The sequence below is a fragment of the Kineothrix sp. MB12-C1 genome, assembly GCF_030863805.1.
Classification (GTDB): Bacteria; Bacillota; Clostridia; order Lachnospirales; family Lachnospiraceae; genus Kineothrix.
The window spans coordinates 2,350,648-2,366,063 of record NZ_CP132957.1; the positions used below are offsets into that span (position 1 = coordinate 2,350,648).

The window sequence follows — 15,416 nt, forward strand, 5'->3', positions numbered from 1 at the left end:
TATGAATGGCATAGAAAATTTCAAAGAAAAATATCCAAAGCAAACGCTTGAGATTATGGGAAAGCCTTTTTCGTTTCGTTACTATAAGAATCCGCATAGCGATGTGACCTTGGTCTTGCTGGTCGGTGGATTGGGTCTATCCGATTTGCTGGCAAAGCATTTTGAGGCGTTTTCACAGAGATATTCCGTTATTTCTTTTGATTACCCGGCAGATTATCCCAACATACAATCACTGACGGATGCAATAGCTGCTCTGATGAGAGAGCTGGGTATTCGAGCCTATTTTGTCGGACAGTCTTTAGGTGGCTTTATGGCACAAATCATTGCGAAAAATCATCCGGAAGTCGTAGAAGGCCTTGTTCTGTCGAACACTGGTACCCTCTCATCGGAGTTGAATAAGGAGGGTGCACAATGCTTTTATGATATGCTTAAAAGAATTGACAAATCACTCTTTATAATGAAGTTTTTGCCTTTTGGGTTTGTAAAAAAGCAAATGAAGAAAGCTGTTTTAAGCAAAACAAGCACCCAACTGTCTGAAGCTGAAAAAGAAATAATGGCTGATCTTTGTGATGAAATGGTTGTTTCTCTCACAAAGAAATACCAAATTCATATGTCTTTGCTACTGAAGGATTTGCAAAATCACTGGAATATGGAACGTGCTGATTTTGTACACCTCAAAGGGAAGATTTTGCTTATTTTATCCGATGACGATGATACCTTCAACGAAAGTGTGAAAGACACACTCATTTCAATTATGCCTGAACCGGTTGTTGTTACGGATATTTTAGGGGGACATCTTGCACTTATGCTTAAATTTGATAGATACCTGCAAACCATTGTTCAGTTTATCGATGCCTAAGGAGAGTGGGATAAATTAGTATTTGAAAGAAATAGCATGTGAAAATAGGCTAAAGATCTGTTTTACTTCCATTTAAACAGGTAGAAATATAGGCGCCATGATGGATTGTAAGGATTGAAAAGAGCCTTGCCTTTCTGAATATATTTAAATAATGATAAAGGAGATAAAATTATGAATGATAAAACTGTAGTATTAAATGCCGGCTTGGTAAATTATGATGGCAACATTGATTACTCACAGATTGCATCTGAAGTGGTAATCTATGATGAAACGCCTGAAGATAAAATTTTGGAAAGAGTTGACGGTTTTACAATCGTTGTAACGAAAGAAATGAAAGTCAAAGGTGACATTATTAGAAAGTTTCCTGATAGTGTAAAGATGATCTGTGAAGCCGGAACCGGATATAATAATATAGATTTGGATGCGGTACGCGAAAAAGGAATTATATTATGCAATATCCCTGCGTATAGCAGTGAACGAGTGGCACATACAGCAATCCTTTTTATTTTAAATCTGGCAAGCTCAATGCAAAAACAGATTCGTATGCTTTCGGAAGGTAATCATGATAATTTCCATAAGCACCTAATGGTAGACCATGTCGAATTAAACGGAAAGACATTGGGGGTTATCGGTTATGGAAATATTGCAAAAGAAATAATCAAAGTAGCACAAGCACTGGGAATGAAGATCTTAGTGTCGGTCAGAACTCCCAGAGGAGATGTGGAGAATATTCATTTTACAACAAGTGAAGAAGTTTTCATGCAAAGTGATTTTATTTCTCTTAATTGTCCTTTAAATGAATCGACAAGACATATAATCAATAAAGAAACTTTGGAAATGATGAAACCGACGGCATATTTAATCAATACTGCACGAGGAGCACTGGTTGATGAAAAGGCATTGATTGACGCATTGGAGAATAATGTAATTGCAGGTGCAGGATTAGATGTGCAAGAAGTAGAGCCGTTAGATGATGCAAGCCCATTGTATACGATGGATAATGTTATCATTACTCCGCATATGGGGTGGCGGGGGTTAGAAACAAGACAACGCTTAGTTTCATTAATCCGAGATAATATTGGAGCGTTTTCCAAAGGGCAGCCGATCAATAGAGTAGGCTAAAAAATAATTTTGAACATTGATTATACCGATCTATTGTGTTAAAATATACGTCAATAAAGATATGAATTTAGGAGGAACCGAAACTATGACAGCCTCAATGCGTTTAAGATAAGTTGGCAATAAAAAAGGCAGAATCTATCCCAGATGATGGGCTTTTTGTTGTACTTATTTATACGATGTTGAGCATTTATTAGTTGAGGTGAGATATAGGCTATAACTATACCTTTATTTAGCTATGTCTTTTTAAAGAATGTTCCCATATTGTATATATGCAGACCAAAGCCGCATTGTGGATTTTGGCCTGCATTTTTTATTCCATAGAATAAAAGCCCTGCGGGCAAGCACACTTTTGTTCTTAATTGGAATATTGCTCAAAATAAAATTCAAACGAAATGATATATAGGAGATAATAGAAATGGAAAAATACAATAATTGGAAACTGAAGTTTTTTACAATATGGACAGGTCAGGCAGTATCTTTGATTACGAGTGCTATCCTGCAAATGGCGATTATTTTTTATCTTACAGAGAAAACAGGATCCGCCATGGTCTTGTCTATGGCTTCACTGGTCGGTTTTCTGCCTTATGCGGTTTTGGGACCGGCTATTGGTGTGCTAGTGGATCGCTATGATAGAAAAAAAATAATGATTGGCGCTGATTTAATTATCGCAGCAGCCGGTGCAGTGCTGGCTATTATTGCATTGTATATGGAATTACCGATCTGGATGGTTATGGTAGTATTGTTTATCCGTAGTATTGGAACCGCTTTTCATTCCCCTGCGCTAAATGCGGTCACGCCTCTTTTAGTACCGGAAGATCAGTTGACCAAATGCGCGGGTTATAGCCAGTCCTTGCAGTCTATCAGTTATATTCTGAGCCCGGCAGTAGCGGCATTGTTATACTCTGTTTGGGAATTAAATGCAATTATAGCCGTCGATGTGATAGGTGCTGTTATTGCCAGTATCACAGTAATGTTTGTGAATATTCCGAAGCTTAAAGCAGACCGGAAAAGTTTGCAGCCAAATTTCATAAAAGAACTGAAAGAAGGGATTGTCGTACTGAGGCAAAACAAAGGATTATTTGCCTTATTACTTCTGGGAACGCTATATACATTTGTTTATATGCCAATTAATGCATTATACCCTTTAATCAGCATGGAACATTTTAATGGGACACCGGTGCATATTTCTATTACAGAAATTGCTTTTGCCTCTGGTATGTTGGCTGGAGGCTTAATATTAGGCAAGCTGGGAAGTTATGAAAAAAGGGTTATGTTAATAGCTGGTTCATTTTTTATGATGGGAGCCAGTCTGACCGTCTCGGGGCTGCTTCCTCCGAATGGATTTGTTATGTTTGTAGTTTGCTGTACGATAATGGGGCTTTCGGTGCCATTTTACAGCGGTGTGCAAACGGCTTTTTTCCAGGAAAAAATTAAACCGGAATATTTGGGACGTGTGTTTTCCCTGACAGGAAGCGTTATGTCTCTGGCCATGCCGCTTGGCTTAATCCTTTCGGGTGCCTTTGCTGATACGATTGGTGTGAACCATTGGTTTTTAATATCAGGTATTTTAATTATCGGTATTGCTATCATTTGCCCGATGATGACTGAGATTAGGAAATTAGATTTGAAATAAAATAAACATTATTGGAGAGATTTATATATTGCAAAAAAGTATTTCTTGAATGAGATATAACTTTTGATATTGATAAAAGGAGTGTATTTGTATGGTAGATAATATTATTCAATTGGTAACAGAGAAATTATCCTCTTTGTCTTATATAGAAGGCATTGTGTTAGGGGGTTCACGTGCTAGAGGAACTCATACAGAGGATTCGGATATAGATATTGGAATCTATTACGATTCAGAAGCATTTGACTTAAATGTTCTTAATCTACTTGCTGCAGAGTTGGATGACGATCATAGGAGCAACCTTGTTGTACCTCCCGGGGCATGGGGGGCTTGGATTAATGGCGGTGGATGGTTAGTCATAGACGGGTATCATGTAGATTTAATATTACGTGATATGAAACGTGTTGAACAAATAATGAAAGATACGGAGCAAGGAATTGTTACTGCCAATTATCAGACGGGGCATCCCCATGGATATATAAGTGTCATGTATCGTGGAGAATTGGCTATCAGCAAAGTATTATATAATAAAAATAACGGATTTAATGAATTAAAGAAACGGGCAGAGATTTACCCTGCTGCTTTACAGAAAGGGTTAACTGAATTTTTTATGTTTGAAACAAGTTTCTCTTTAATGTTTGCTAAGAGCAATATGGGGAGAGACGACACATACTATGTTTGTGGACATTGCTTCCGAAGCATATCTTCCCTTAATCAAGTCTTATTTGCAGTAAATAAAGAATACTGTATCAATGAGAAAAAAGCAGTTAAGATGATTGGGAGTTTTAAGATTAAGCCAATCGATTATAAGGAAAAAGTAGACAAGGTAATCTCCTTAATATCATCTGATATAGACTGTACAAAAGAAGGGATAGAGATTCTTCAAGGATTAGTAGATGAGGTGGAACATCTGAAAGGAGGAATATTTAATGAGAGGACCAGATAAGAAAAAACTTTATCCGAATGAAAATATAAAGACGGTTTGTTTTATAAGCAACCTACCTAAAAAGCCCAATGTTGAAATTGGGGAATATACCTATTATAGCGATAATAAAAAGTCTCCGGAGAAGTTCTATGATAATATAGAGCATCACTATGAATTTCTGGGGGATAAACTTATAATAGGTAAGTTCTGTGCAATTGCAGAGGGGGTAAAATTTATTATGAACGGTGCTAATCACAGAATGGATGGAATAACAACTTATCCTTTTAATATCTTTGGCTGTGGGTGGGAAAAGGTGACTCCTACAAGAGAACAACTCCCTTTTAAGGGAGATACAGTAATCGGTAATGATGTCTGGATCGGCCAAAATGTAACCATTATGCCGGGAGTTAAGGTAGGTGACGGGGCGATTATTGCTGCTGACTCAACTGTAGTAAAAGATGTGGAACCCTATGCCATATATGGTGGGAATCCATCCAAGTTTATCAAGAAACGTTTCAGTGATGAAAAGATTGAATTCTTATTAAAGCTTCAATGGTGGAATTGGGATGAAGAGAAGATATTTAATAATCTTGAAATGCTGACATCAGAAGTCGATGTAGAACAATTAAAGAATAAATCCTTGGACTGGGAATGAACACGTTATAATCGATAGATTCCCATTTGGAATCGGTTTTATACTCTGAATTTTACCGACTAAACTGTGCATAGATTGTCGGATGAGTAAACACATTCTTTGATAATATTGATGTTGAAGGGAGGTTGTTGAATGGATTCTTTAAGAAGTATGAATAATGCATTAGATTACATTGAAGAGCACTTAACAGAAGAAATTGATTATAGCGAAATATCTAAAATAGCTTACTGTTCAGAGTATCATTTTAAGCGGATGTTTTCTTTTTTATCAGGCATAAGTTTATCGGAGTATATTAGAAGAAGAAAATTAACACTGGCTGCACTCGATTTAAAAGATAAGAATTTGAGGATAATCGACATTGCTGTCAAATATGGCTATAGTTCGGCTGATTCATTTACCCGTGCTTTTCATTCTATGCACGCTATTCTTCCTTCGGAAGCCAGAAGTGAGAATACACAAATAAGAGCTTATCCTAGAATGACCTTTCAATTATCAATAAAAGGAGGATGTGTAATGAATTATCGCATTGTTAAGAAAGATTCATTTAAGTTAGTAGGTTTTAAGAAGAGAGTTCCGATTATTTTTGAAGGTGTCAATCCGGAAATTGCTAAAATGAGTGAATTTTTGACCCCTGATATTATCAAACGATTAAAAGCAATTTCAAATGTAGAGCCAACGGGGATTATTAGTGCGTCTACTAACTTTTCGGAAGGAAGAATGGAAGAAAAGGGCGAGCTGGATCATTACATCGGAGTGGCGACTTTAAGTGATGAAACGGCGGAATTTGATGTATTGAAGATCGATGCCGGAACTTGGGCAGTATTCGAGGCAATCGGGCCATTTCCGGAAACACTTCAAAATGTGTGGGGCAGAATATACTCAGAATGGTTTCCATCTTCAGGTTATGAAGCAGTTGAAGGCCCTGAGATTTTGTGGAATGAGAGTCCGGACACCGGAAATCCCAAGTATAGAAGTGAAATCTGGATTCCGGCCAAGAAAAAAGAATGAAGTATATATTGATGATTATAGACGAGGGCACTCTTGATTAGAGGGCCCTTTTCGTAATAAGGGCCTATTGCTATACAGATGTGAAATTATGGAGTTCGTCTCGTCTTGCTTTCCCAATGTTGTATTTATTCTTTTCCAAGGGTATTATAAATATAATGGTTTATCGGTGCGAACCAAAGAACGAATGAGGTGAAACTTTAATTATGGATAAAAAAGAACAAATTAAGATGCTACAAGAAGATTTTAAAAATGCACGATCGATTTTAACCGCAATCGGGGATGAAACACGTCAGATCATACTTCTGGTTTTAATGGAATCCGATTGTAAAAGCGGGATGCGTGTCGGTGAAATTACAGCCAAAACGCACCTTTCCCGGCCTGCTGTGTCACATCAACTGAGAATATTAAAGGATATAGGGCTTGTAAAGATGAGAGAGGAAGGGACTAAAAACTTTTATCATATCGATGCTTCCGAAGAATTAAATGCATTGAAAAAATTAGTTATGGATATTGAGTATTTGATGAAATCGAGTATGTGAATGAGAACATTGAGGTGTGAGAAATGAATAGTATTATAAAGATTGACGTGGAAAAATGTATTGGCTGTGGGCTATGTTGCAAAGACTGTCCCAGTCATGTACTTGTACTGAAAAAAGGGAAAGCTGCAATATTGGCTGAAAAATGCCTTGAATGCGGCCATTGCGTTGCTATATGTCCCACAGAGGCTTTTACTATGAGCGGATATGATATGGATGAAGTGAAAACTTATGATAAAAATAGCTTCGGTATCGATGAAGATATTCTTCTCAACACAATACAGTTCAGACGATCGGTAAGGCACTATAAAGATAAGCAGGTAGAAAAGGAGGTAATTAAGAAAATAATAGAAGCAGGGCGCTTTACCCCTACCGGAAGCAATAAGCAAAGGGTAAGATATATCGTTGCGCAAAAAAGTATTCCTATGTTTGAAAATGAGGCACTGAAAACCTTCAAGAAGCTGAAGCGCCTGTTGGAAATTGCGGGCAAATTTATTAAGCTCCCTTATGACGTAAGCAGATACAAATTAGAGCCGGGCTTCTTTTTCCACGGAGCGCCAACAGTTCTCTTTATTATTTCCGATGATACTGTGGATGCCTCACTTGCATCGATGAGTATGGAATTGATGGCTGAGTCTATGGGGCTCGGTACACTGTATGTTGGGTTTTTTGCAGTGGCGGCGAAACGAAGCAATAGGATTAGAAAAGAGCTGGGTCTTACGAAAAAAGAAAATGTGGTAACCTGTCTTGCAATGGGATATCCCGATGTTAAATATATGCGGACCGTGCCCAGGAAAAAATCTGAAGTTGAATGGAGATAAACATAAATATAAAGGAAAATATACACGAATAATGGGAGGTAATTTTATGCGCAGTGCAATAGAAAACAGAGTTTCGCGGAGAAAATTTGAAAAGAAACCGGTTACAGCTTTGGAAAAAGAAAATATAGTTTCTCTTATTTATCAATTAAACGAAGTATCCGGTTTAACAATGGAATTTAAGGAAGATGGAAGCGGTGCCTTTGGGAAGTTAAGGAAAAGTTACGGACTGTTTACCAATGTACGTTCTCTTATATTGATGAAAGGCAAGAAAGATGATAAAGATTTGAAGGAGAAGATTGGATATTACGGAGAAGATTTAGTTCTTGCTATCACTGATTTAGGTTTGGGAACATGCTGGGTTGGAGGCACCTTTGATAAGAATGAATTACCTATTGATAGTGGCGAGGAATTGATTTGCGTTGTAGTGGTAGGTAAGGTGGAAGCGCCCTCATTGACAGAAAAAATGGTGCGATCAGTTATACATAGAAAAGTAAAGGCTATGGAAGAACGAATCATAAGCGATCGCCCTTTACCACAATGGGTACAAAACGGAATGAAAGCCGTTTTATTTGCTCCGAGTGCTATGAATACACAAAAAGTAATGTTTAAGTATGAGAACAACATCTTAAGCGCTCAGATTGCGGATGACTATTCAATGGATCTGATTGATTTAGGCATTGCAAAGAAACATTTCGAGATAGAGGCGGGAGGAAAATTTGAACTTGGGAATGGAGGCAGGAGGTATCTGTGAATATGCCTCCCTATGTATGAACCCGTCTGATTCCAGTTCTTTCAACTGTTGGCTTAACATTTTATGAGTAATGTTGTTCAGGGACTTTTTTATTTTCCATGCCATTACTTTCCTTTCATATAGTATCATACTAAAAAGTGCGTTGTTGAAATGAAGAAATAGTTACGCAGTAATTTGTTGGAAAAGTGAACGAGGTATTTCCGTTAGTGGTATCCGGTTAAAGTATTTATATTGTCAACTATTAAAAAAGGAGTAGGTGCATGAATGCGTTTTTCACATTAATACCACTGATACTTATAAGGTTCGGGCTTTTACGTTTATTAGATAAGGGGGCATTGAAGCGTGCCGCTTTTTTTGCACCGCTGCTAGGAAAAGAAAAAGCGGCATATTGGTTTTATCAGATTTCAAACATATCGATTTTTGTATATCTGTGCTTCCTCGAAGTTACGACTGATTTATACTGGTTTTATGTAGGTTTGGTGATATATGGTTTAGGAGTCATATTGTGCTTTATATCCGTATCAAATTTTGCAAAGCCTGCGGAGAATGGGATTAATGTGAAAGGACTTTATCGTATTTCCCGCAACCCGATGTATGTGGCATATTTTGTTTATTTTTTAGGTTGCAGCTTGCTTACACAGTCGTTGATATTGCTTGCAATGCTATTAGTTTTTCAAATATCAGCGCACTGGATTATCCTTTCAGAAGAAAGATGGTGTATAAAGAAGTTCGGGGAAGAGTACATAAATTATATGAATAAAGTACGGCGTTATATTTAGAAGTCCACAAATTGAGAGGGGAAGATACTTTGATAATTAGACCTATAAAGAAAAATGAAGCCATTCTCTTGTCGGAATTTTTTCCGCCTTACCATTGAGGCCTGAGTAAACGCAATGTATCTGACATAAAAAATCTCCTTTATTTAATAATATGCTTATTGTACAATAAACATATTATTAAGAATAAGTATCATAACAATGAAAAAACCATGAGGGGGATAAAAAATGAATATTAGGGATATTGCATCCAATGATTACACTGGTGTTGATGAATTAATGCAGCAGTTACATAAAGTGCATGTAAAAGGTCGCCCCGATTTATATACAGATTTAGAACATCCATATTCTGAAAAAGAGTTTACTGAATTAATATTAAACCCAGAGGTTATTTCGATTTTAGCAGAGGAAGATGCTGAAATTGTGGGAATATGTTTTGCAAATATAAAAAACAAAAGTGGAATGGTTAAAATGCGCACAGCGTATATAGATGATTTGGTAATAAAAGAAGAGTATCGGCAAAAAGGAATTGCAAAACAGTTATTTGGTGAAATAGAAAGAAGAGCAAAAAGTTTAGGAGCGGAACGAATGGATTTAATGGTTTGGTCATTCAATGAAAATGCATGTAAGTTATATGAATCGCTTGGTATGACGCCGCAGAGATTTATTTATGAAAAGCAGCTATAAGAACGAAACGCTTTAATTTATGAAAGTATATTAATATGGGAATTTCTAGGGGATGTTTCTCCGATGGCGGGGTGAGATAAGATGATTGATATTGGAATGCCAACACTGATTGAAACAAATACACTTGATGAATGTGCCCGGCTTTGCCATGTGCTGGGATTGCAATTTGTTGAGCTGAATATGAATCTTCCACAATATCAAATCAGCAAAATTGATATTTCACATTTCAAAGATATTGCTGAACGTTATAACATATATTATACGATTCATTTCGATGAGAACCTGAATATAAGTGATTTCAACCCTTATATTGCCGAGGCTTATCGCCGTACAGTGAGAGAAACGATTGAGACTGCAAAGCAGCTCGGTGCACCGATTCTGAATATGCATCTATCTCGGGGCGTATATTTTACGTTGCCCGATAAGAAGGTCTTCCTTTTCAATGAATACAAGGAGCAGTATTTGAAAAGTATCGAAGCTTTTCGTGATGAATGCGAGAAGACTATCGGTGAGTCCAATATTATAATATGTATAGAGAATAGTGACGGTTATACGGGCTTTCAGATAGATGTGCTTAATTTGCTCTTGCAGAGTCCGGTGTTTGGTCTTACTTTTGACATCGGTCATGATTATGTGATTGGCGGAACGGACGAGCCGCTTATTATGGAGTATATAGACAGGCTCTATCACATACATATGCATGACGCACTCGGCAAGAAGAATCACCTTGCACTTGGAACGGGAGAGCTCGATTTGCAACAGTATTTAACTCTCGCGAATAAACATAGTTGCCGTATTGTTCTTGAAACAAAAACAGTCGCGGGATTAATGAAGTCTGTCGAATGGATAGAAAGCAATAATTAAGCAAATGAAATTAGTATAACGCAAAGTTGATGAATAAGAATTTATCGAATAATTGTAATAGGGATAAGGGGTGGAATATATGTCTTGGGTTATGATAGTTTTGATTGTGTTGGTAATTATAGTGATATACATGGCAATGCCCGGGGGCAGACTTTGGAAGCAGTATCTGATGGATGTAAGAAGTTCTTTGACCGAATTAAATAGGAAAAGAAGCATGCAAAGTATATTTACGGAAAATCATGTCGCTGAATTGCCTGCCCTGCTCCGTCAGCACATCAGTAACGGGGGTTATATGGGGAAGCCTTTGATGGATAACATGCTGATACATTTTTACAATACAAGGTTTTGTATGTCGGCAGGCAAAAAACCAATTAGAATTAAATTTATGCAGGTTAATTTTGTAAATAGGCCGGATCGGCACGCTTTCTTGACCGCACGAATTATGGGGATTCCATTGCAGGCCAAAGACAGCGTATTGGACGGATTCGGCTCTATGACAGGTGTGCTCGCCAAGCAGTTCAGGCTTTTTTGTTCTACCGGTGCAGAAATGGATCAAGGTCAGTTGATAACTGCGTTGGCAGATGCAGTATATATGCCAGCCTTATTTTTGCAGAAATATGTGTCATGGAAAGTCGTTGATGAATGTACTGTTGAAGGTAAGATTTCATGGAAGGGCATTACAGCGAAAGGAAGATTTACTTTTGACAATAAAGGTAACATTATACGTTTTGATACCAATGATCGATATATGGATGATAATGGGAAGGGAAGCTCGCTGGTGCCGTGGTATGTAGCCTATTCTGATTATAAAGAACAGAATGGTTACTTTCAACCGGGAAGCGTCAGTGTAAATTGGGTGCTCCCGGATGGTGATAACACATATTTTGAGAGCGACCATATTGAGGTTCAATATTCCATAAATGAAGCTGAAGTTTTAAACAGGAAATTACCGTAATTAAATGATATGGAGTGCGCAATACAAAGGGGTAAAGAGATGGTATATTTATCACACTTTTCATTTCCGTCAATTGAGGCAGAATACAGTTTTCAATTTGGATTACAAAGAACTTGCTATGATACACTATATCCATTTTTTGTATTGTCAAAGCACAGTTTGGCTATGTTGGATTTCGAGCCGATTACAATTCTTTACGGAGGCAATGGTTCGGGCAAGACTACGGCACTTAATATTATGGCAGAGAAGCTTGGCCTTATCAGAGATACAAGATATAATCGCTCCAACTTCTTTGAAGATTATACCGGTTACTGTTCCTATAAATCGGAGCGAAAGATTTCAAGAGACAGCCGTATTATTACAAGTGACGATGTGTTTGATTTCATGTTGAATCTGAGGGCGATCAACGATGGTATCAATGAAAAGAGAGAGGATTTATTTGAGGAATATCTGGTTGCAAAATATTCTAAATATCAGATGAAGTCTTTGGATGACTATGAACAGCTTAAGAAAGTCGGTATGGCCCGTTCTAAGACACAATCCAGATATGTAAGAGCCAATCTGATGGACAATGTCAGGGAGCATTCGAATGGAGAAAGTGCCTTTTTGTATTTCACGGAGAAAATAAAGGAAAATGGGCTATATCTTTTGGACGAGCCGGAGAACAGTCTTTCGCCGGAGAAGCAGCAGGAATTAACGAAGTTCCTGGAGGATTCGGCAAGATTCTTCGGGTGCCAGTTTATCATAGCAACGCATTCTCCGTTTTTACTGTCGATGAAATGTGCTAAAATCTATGATATGGATGAAGAACCGGTTGATGTGAAGAAATGGACACAGCTCGCCAATGTGCGGGCATATTATGATTTTTTCAAGATCCATGAGAATGATTTTTAAGAAATGAATGGATATTTGGATTATAAAAATGAGAGGTAAGGAGTGTTGCTATGAATAAAGTGATTATAGAATTTTTCCATGATGTAATATGTAGTTTTTGTTTTCCGATGTCATATAGGATGCGCCAACTCCAGAAGATGATGCCGGAGGTTCAAATCATACATCGCTCGTATGCATTGGTAAAATCGGAACGTGATTTTGACGAGATGTTCGGTTCGAGGGCGGCAGCTAAGACCGAAATCCTGCATCATTGGGAACAAGCGAATCAAAATGATGACTTGCACAGATTTAATATTTCGGGGATGCATCAGGCAGAGTTCCCGTTTCCGTCCTCTATGAAGGTACTTATTGCATGTAAAGCAGCGTATTTCGCGGCAGATGATGCGGGATATTGGGATGTTTTTGACGCCTTGCAAAATGCTTTGTTCGTATACAGCCGCAACATTGAGGATTTGAATGTCATTAATGAGTGCATCAGGCAAAGTGGCATAGACTTTGTGAAATGGGAAGAGCATTACAACAATGATAATACAAAAGAAGCGGTGGAGAAGGACTTGCTCCTTGCAGAACAATATGGTATCAGTGGTGTGCCATGCCTTATCATAGATGGAAAATATCGAATTAGTGGTGCGCAGCCACTGGAACAAATTATCCAAGCTATCCGTGATATCGCCAAGCCACAAGAGAATCCGCCTTCTACCGGTGCGGCTTGCCGGTTAGATGGGGGAAAGATAAATTGCGATTGAATGAATTGTTTTTAGTATGAAAGATAGCGAACAGATGGAGAAAATAAAACATGGTGTCATTGAAAGAGATAAATGAAGATAACTTTAGAGCAGTCGTAGGGATGAAATTAGAAGGGGAGCAAAGTAAATATGTGGCCTCAAATGTGTATTCATTAGCACAAGCATGGCTTTATCCGGAAGAAGCAAAACCGTATGCCATCTATAAGGATGAAGAGATAATAGGTTTTATGATGCTGGATTGGGATGAAGAAGAACGTGAATGCGGTATATGGCGATTTATGATAGCAAATGATCAGCAGGGCAAGGGGTATGGTAGAAAAGCTTTGGAATATGCGGTTAATAGAATCAAAGAAACGGGAAAGTTCGACTATGTGTCTCTGGATTATGCTCCCGGCAACAATGTAGGGAAACATTTATACGAAAGTGTAGGGTTTAGAGAAACCGGGGAAATTGAAGAAGGTGAAATTATTATGAAGTTAGATTTAATAAAGTAGTTTGCAAAAAATAATCTTAATAAGATATATTTACCAAAAGGCGAAAGCATGAAAGGATTCGTGCTTGTTTGCATGACTCCCTTCATGTTTTCGCCTGAGATTCGGTATTTTTACCGTTTTATAGAATTGGCTTGAATACTGCTTCTATGTCAGTGATAGCGAAGTACAATAAACGTTAGCAAGGCTTATTACCGGAGTACATACGCATTTGATTTCTGACTTTATCAGCAAGAACAGGGGAGACTTGCTCTAAATGGTATAAGACAACGCGCTGTGTATTGGGTAGGGCATCCACTAGCCCCGATGCGATATTGCTCGCTAAGTTATTTTTTTCTTTGGCGGAGAAGGATTCATATCTTTGGGTCGCTTGTGTAAAATTATCAGGATCAGGGATTCCGGAACGCATAATTTCACCGCCCACATATCTGCCGTTTCCGCTGGATACCATAGATGCAGGAGACCAGTTCGGTTGTTTGTTAACAGGGATATTACGATAATCAGGCCCCAGCCTATGACGCTGTGCATCCGAATAAATAAATGTACGTCCCTGTAATATTTTGTCATCTGAGAATTCCAACCCGGGAAGTAGATTTGCCGGATTAAGAGCCAATTTTTCGACCTGCTCGGCATAATTGTCCGGATTGCGGTTTAGAACCATTCGTCCAACGGGTAAAAGAGGATACTGCGTTTCATCCCATACCTTGGTATCATCCAAAGGGTCAAAGGGAAGTATCTTTGCATCTTCAGGATCCATAAGCTGTACACACAGTTCGTATTCCACCGACTTTCCTTTTGCGATATAGTCATATAGATCGCGGCCGGAGATATTAGGGTCTTGGCATGCCAGCCATTGAGCCTCCTGCTGGTCGATGTGCTCTGCCCCTGCCATAGGGAACCAGTGGTATTTTACATAGCGGCGGACACCCTGTGCATTTTTCCAGACATAGGTACTCACACCATAGCCCTTGATATGGCGAAGACTCTTTACTGTTCCCAAATCAGAGAAAAACCACATCATCATATTTGTTGCTTCGGGATACTTGGCAAACAGGCTCCAAAGCCTCTCCGGGTCAGGAAGATTATTCACGGGTGAGGGAGAAAGATGGCTGATTACATCAGGTACGTTAATAGCATCCCGTATAAAAAAGACAGGGAGATGATTACAGAGCAGATCAAAGAATCCATCATCAGTATAAAATCTGGTACTGAATCCGCGCACATTTCTTAAGGTATCCGGTGTTCCCTCATTGCCCGCAGCGAGAGAGAAACGCACTGCTACCGGCACCCGCTGATTGGGCGTTTGTAGAAATTTGGCTTCTGTATATTCTCTCATTGAATGAGTGGTATAAAAATATCCGAAAGCACCATAGCCTTTTGTATGAAGACGTCTTGGCAGTGTAGTGGAGAATACAAAGGTTTCCAAGGTCTCATGCAGAGCGGTATCCTGAACAAGCACAGGTCCCCGCACCCCCACCGTCTGGGAATGATATATATCTGTGTTTCCTGTTTTGGAAGATACTGCGTTGGGACAGGCAGCTTGGGCGGTCAGTGGTTTATTGTTCTTATAAGCACCGGAACAAGGCGCTTGAGGTTGCTTGTGATTCATTTGTTCGTTTTGTCTGTTTGGCGTAGGTTGGGTATTTCCTTTCTCGGATGGAAAGTATTCATTATTGCTATACATTTATGCCTCCAT

General features: G+C 38.5%; 18 protein-coding genes. 16 read left to right on the forward strand and 2 right to left on the reverse strand.

Going from position 1 to position 15,416, the window contains the following annotated elements; genetic code table 11:
- Position 1: 1 nt before the first annotated feature.
- The 9 genes from RBB56_RS11060 (at position 2) to RBB56_RS11100 (ending at position 8,307) form a co-directional block, all read left to right on the forward strand.
- Positions 2-859, forward strand: coding sequence for an alpha/beta hydrolase (locus RBB56_RS11060; protein ID WP_306719012.1), 858 nt, complete (start codon positions 2-4; stop codon positions 857-859).
- Between the two features lie 171 nt (positions 860-1,030).
- On the forward strand, positions 1,031-1,981 hold the full coding sequence (locus tag RBB56_RS11065; RefSeq protein ID WP_306719013.1) for a 2-hydroxyacid dehydrogenase: 951 nt from the start codon (positions 1,031-1,033) through the stop codon (positions 1,979-1,981).
- Between the two features lie 415 nt (positions 1,982-2,396).
- Entirely contained in the window at positions 2,397-3,614 is a 1,218-nt protein-coding gene (gene mef(A), locus RBB56_RS11070; protein ID WP_306719014.1) for a macrolide efflux MFS transporter Mef(A), read from the forward strand.
- A gap of 91 nt (positions 3,615-3,705) precedes the next feature.
- The gene (locus RBB56_RS11075) at positions 3,706-4,557 is read left to right on the forward strand and encodes a nucleotidyltransferase domain-containing protein (protein WP_306719015.1); all 852 of its coding nucleotides are present in this window, start codon (positions 3,706-3,708) and stop codon (positions 4,555-4,557) included.
- Positions 4,541-5,191, forward strand: coding sequence for a Vat family streptogramin A O-acetyltransferase (locus RBB56_RS11080; protein ID WP_306719016.1), 651 nt, complete (start codon positions 4,541-4,543; stop codon positions 5,189-5,191). Before RBB56_RS11075 ends, RBB56_RS11080 begins: the two co-directional genes overlap by 17 nt.
- A gap of 132 nt (positions 5,192-5,323) precedes the next feature.
- Positions 5,324-6,199, forward strand: a complete 876-nt coding sequence (locus RBB56_RS11085; protein WP_306719017.1) for an AraC family transcriptional regulator — start codon at positions 5,324-5,326, stop codon at positions 6,197-6,199.
- A gap of 203 nt (positions 6,200-6,402) precedes the next feature.
- Positions 6,403-6,738 (forward strand): ArsR/SmtB family transcription factor, encoded by a 336-nt coding sequence (locus RBB56_RS11090; protein WP_306719018.1) that lies wholly within the window; start codon positions 6,403-6,405, stop codon positions 6,736-6,738.
- Between the two features lie 23 nt (positions 6,739-6,761).
- Complete coding sequence (locus tag RBB56_RS11095; protein WP_306719019.1) at positions 6,762-7,556, forward strand: nitroreductase family protein; 795 nt, start codon at positions 6,762-6,764, stop codon at positions 7,554-7,556.
- Positions 7,557-7,602: 46 nt separating this feature from the next.
- The gene (locus RBB56_RS11100; protein ID WP_306719020.1) at positions 7,603-8,307 is read left to right on the forward strand and encodes a nitroreductase family protein; all 705 of its coding nucleotides are present in this window, start codon (positions 7,603-7,605) and stop codon (positions 8,305-8,307) included.
- Here the strand turns inward: RBB56_RS11100 and RBB56_RS18510 are convergent.
- The gene (locus tag RBB56_RS18510) at positions 8,227-8,436 is read right to left on the reverse strand and encodes a winged helix-turn-helix transcriptional regulator (RefSeq protein ID WP_306719021.1); all 210 of its coding nucleotides are present in this window, start codon (positions 8,434-8,436) and stop codon (positions 8,227-8,229) included. The two genes, RBB56_RS11100 and RBB56_RS18510, sit on opposite strands and share 81 nt — an antisense overlap.
- Positions 8,437-8,567: 131 nt before the next feature.
- On the opposite strand from RBB56_RS18510, the gene RBB56_RS11110 reads away from it, so the two are divergent.
- The 7 genes from RBB56_RS11110 (at position 8,568) to RBB56_RS11140 (ending at position 13,723) form a co-directional block, all read left to right on the forward strand.
- Entirely contained in the window at positions 8,568-9,086 is a 519-nt protein-coding gene (locus RBB56_RS11110) for a methyltransferase family protein (protein WP_306719022.1), read from the forward strand.
- 225 nt (positions 9,087-9,311) lie between these two features.
- Positions 9,312-9,770, forward strand: a complete 459-nt coding sequence (locus tag RBB56_RS11115; protein WP_306719023.1) for a GNAT family N-acetyltransferase — start codon at positions 9,312-9,314, stop codon at positions 9,768-9,770.
- 81 nt (positions 9,771-9,851) lie between these two features.
- Positions 9,852-10,634, forward strand: coding sequence for a sugar phosphate isomerase/epimerase family protein (locus RBB56_RS11120; protein ID WP_306719024.1), 783 nt, complete (start codon positions 9,852-9,854; stop codon positions 10,632-10,634).
- 79 nt (positions 10,635-10,713) lie between these two features.
- Entirely contained in the window at positions 10,714-11,589 is an 876-nt protein-coding gene (locus RBB56_RS11125) for a DUF6544 family protein (RefSeq protein ID WP_306719025.1), read from the forward strand.
- Positions 11,590-11,628: 39 nt separating this feature from the next.
- A complete protein-coding gene (locus tag RBB56_RS11130) occupies positions 11,629-12,483 on the forward strand; it encodes an AAA family ATPase (RefSeq protein ID WP_306719026.1) in 855 nt (284 codons plus the stop codon).
- A 50-nt stretch (positions 12,484-12,533) separates the two neighbouring features.
- A complete protein-coding gene (locus RBB56_RS11135; RefSeq protein ID WP_306719027.1) occupies positions 12,534-13,229 on the forward strand; it encodes a DsbA family oxidoreductase in 696 nt (231 codons plus the stop codon).
- Between the two features lie 50 nt (positions 13,230-13,279).
- Positions 13,280-13,723 (forward strand): GNAT family N-acetyltransferase, encoded by a 444-nt coding sequence (locus RBB56_RS11140; protein WP_306719028.1) that lies wholly within the window; start codon positions 13,280-13,282, stop codon positions 13,721-13,723.
- Positions 13,724-13,898: 175 nt separating this feature from the next.
- Here RBB56_RS11140 and RBB56_RS11145 read toward each other — a convergent pair whose 3' ends face one another.
- Positions 13,899-15,404 carry a catalase gene (locus RBB56_RS11145; RefSeq protein ID WP_306719029.1) on the reverse strand — a complete coding sequence of 502 codons (1,506 nt, stop codon included), beginning with the start codon at positions 15,402-15,404 and terminating at the stop codon, positions 13,899-13,901.
- Positions 15,405-15,416: the final 12 nt, after the last annotated feature.

What these genes read in the sequence shown, in the direction of transcription:
- RBB56_RS11060 (WP_306719012.1), top strand. Translation starts at nt 2, where the DNA reads ATGAATGGCATAGAAAATTTCAAAGAAAAATATCCAAAGCAAACGCTT.
- RBB56_RS11065 (WP_306719013.1), top strand. Translation starts at nt 1,031, where the DNA reads ATGAATGATAAAACTGTAGTATTAAATGCCGGCTTGGTAAATTATGAT.
- RBB56_RS11075 (WP_306719015.1), top strand. Translation starts at nt 3,706, where the DNA reads ATGGTAGATAATATTATTCAATTGGTAACAGAGAAATTATCCTCTTTG.
- RBB56_RS11080 (WP_306719016.1), top strand. Translation starts at nt 4,541, where the DNA reads ATGAGAGGACCAGATAAGAAAAAACTTTATCCGAATGAAAATATAAAG.
- RBB56_RS11085 (WP_306719017.1), top strand. Translation starts at nt 5,324, where the DNA reads ATGGATTCTTTAAGAAGTATGAATAATGCATTAGATTACATTGAAGAG.
- RBB56_RS11090 (WP_306719018.1), top strand. Translation starts at nt 6,403, where the DNA reads ATGGATAAAAAAGAACAAATTAAGATGCTACAAGAAGATTTTAAAAAT.
- RBB56_RS11095 (WP_306719019.1), top strand. Translation starts at nt 6,762, where the DNA reads ATGAATAGTATTATAAAGATTGACGTGGAAAAATGTATTGGCTGTGGG.
- RBB56_RS11100 (WP_306719020.1), top strand. Translation starts at nt 7,603, where the DNA reads ATGCGCAGTGCAATAGAAAACAGAGTTTCGCGGAGAAAATTTGAAAAG.
- RBB56_RS18510 (WP_306719021.1), bottom strand. Translation starts at nt 8,436, where the DNA reads ATGATACTATATGAAAGGAAAGTAATGGCATGGAAAATAAAAAAGTCC.
- RBB56_RS11110 (WP_306719022.1), top strand. Translation starts at nt 8,568, where the DNA reads ATGAATGCGTTTTTCACATTAATACCACTGATACTTATAAGGTTCGGG.
- RBB56_RS11115 (WP_306719023.1), top strand. Translation starts at nt 9,312, where the DNA reads ATGAATATTAGGGATATTGCATCCAATGATTACACTGGTGTTGATGAA.
- RBB56_RS11120 (WP_306719024.1), top strand. Translation starts at nt 9,852, where the DNA reads ATGATTGATATTGGAATGCCAACACTGATTGAAACAAATACACTTGAT.
- RBB56_RS11125 (WP_306719025.1), top strand. Translation starts at nt 10,714, where the DNA reads ATGTCTTGGGTTATGATAGTTTTGATTGTGTTGGTAATTATAGTGATA.
- RBB56_RS11130 (WP_306719026.1), top strand. Translation starts at nt 11,629, where the DNA reads ATGGTATATTTATCACACTTTTCATTTCCGTCAATTGAGGCAGAATAC.
- RBB56_RS11135 (WP_306719027.1), top strand. Translation starts at nt 12,534, where the DNA reads ATGAATAAAGTGATTATAGAATTTTTCCATGATGTAATATGTAGTTTT.
- RBB56_RS11140 (WP_306719028.1), top strand. Translation starts at nt 13,280, where the DNA reads ATGGTGTCATTGAAAGAGATAAATGAAGATAACTTTAGAGCAGTCGTA.
- RBB56_RS11145 (WP_306719029.1), bottom strand. Translation starts at nt 15,404, where the DNA reads ATGTATAGCAATAATGAATACTTTCCATCCGAGAAAGGAAATACCCAA.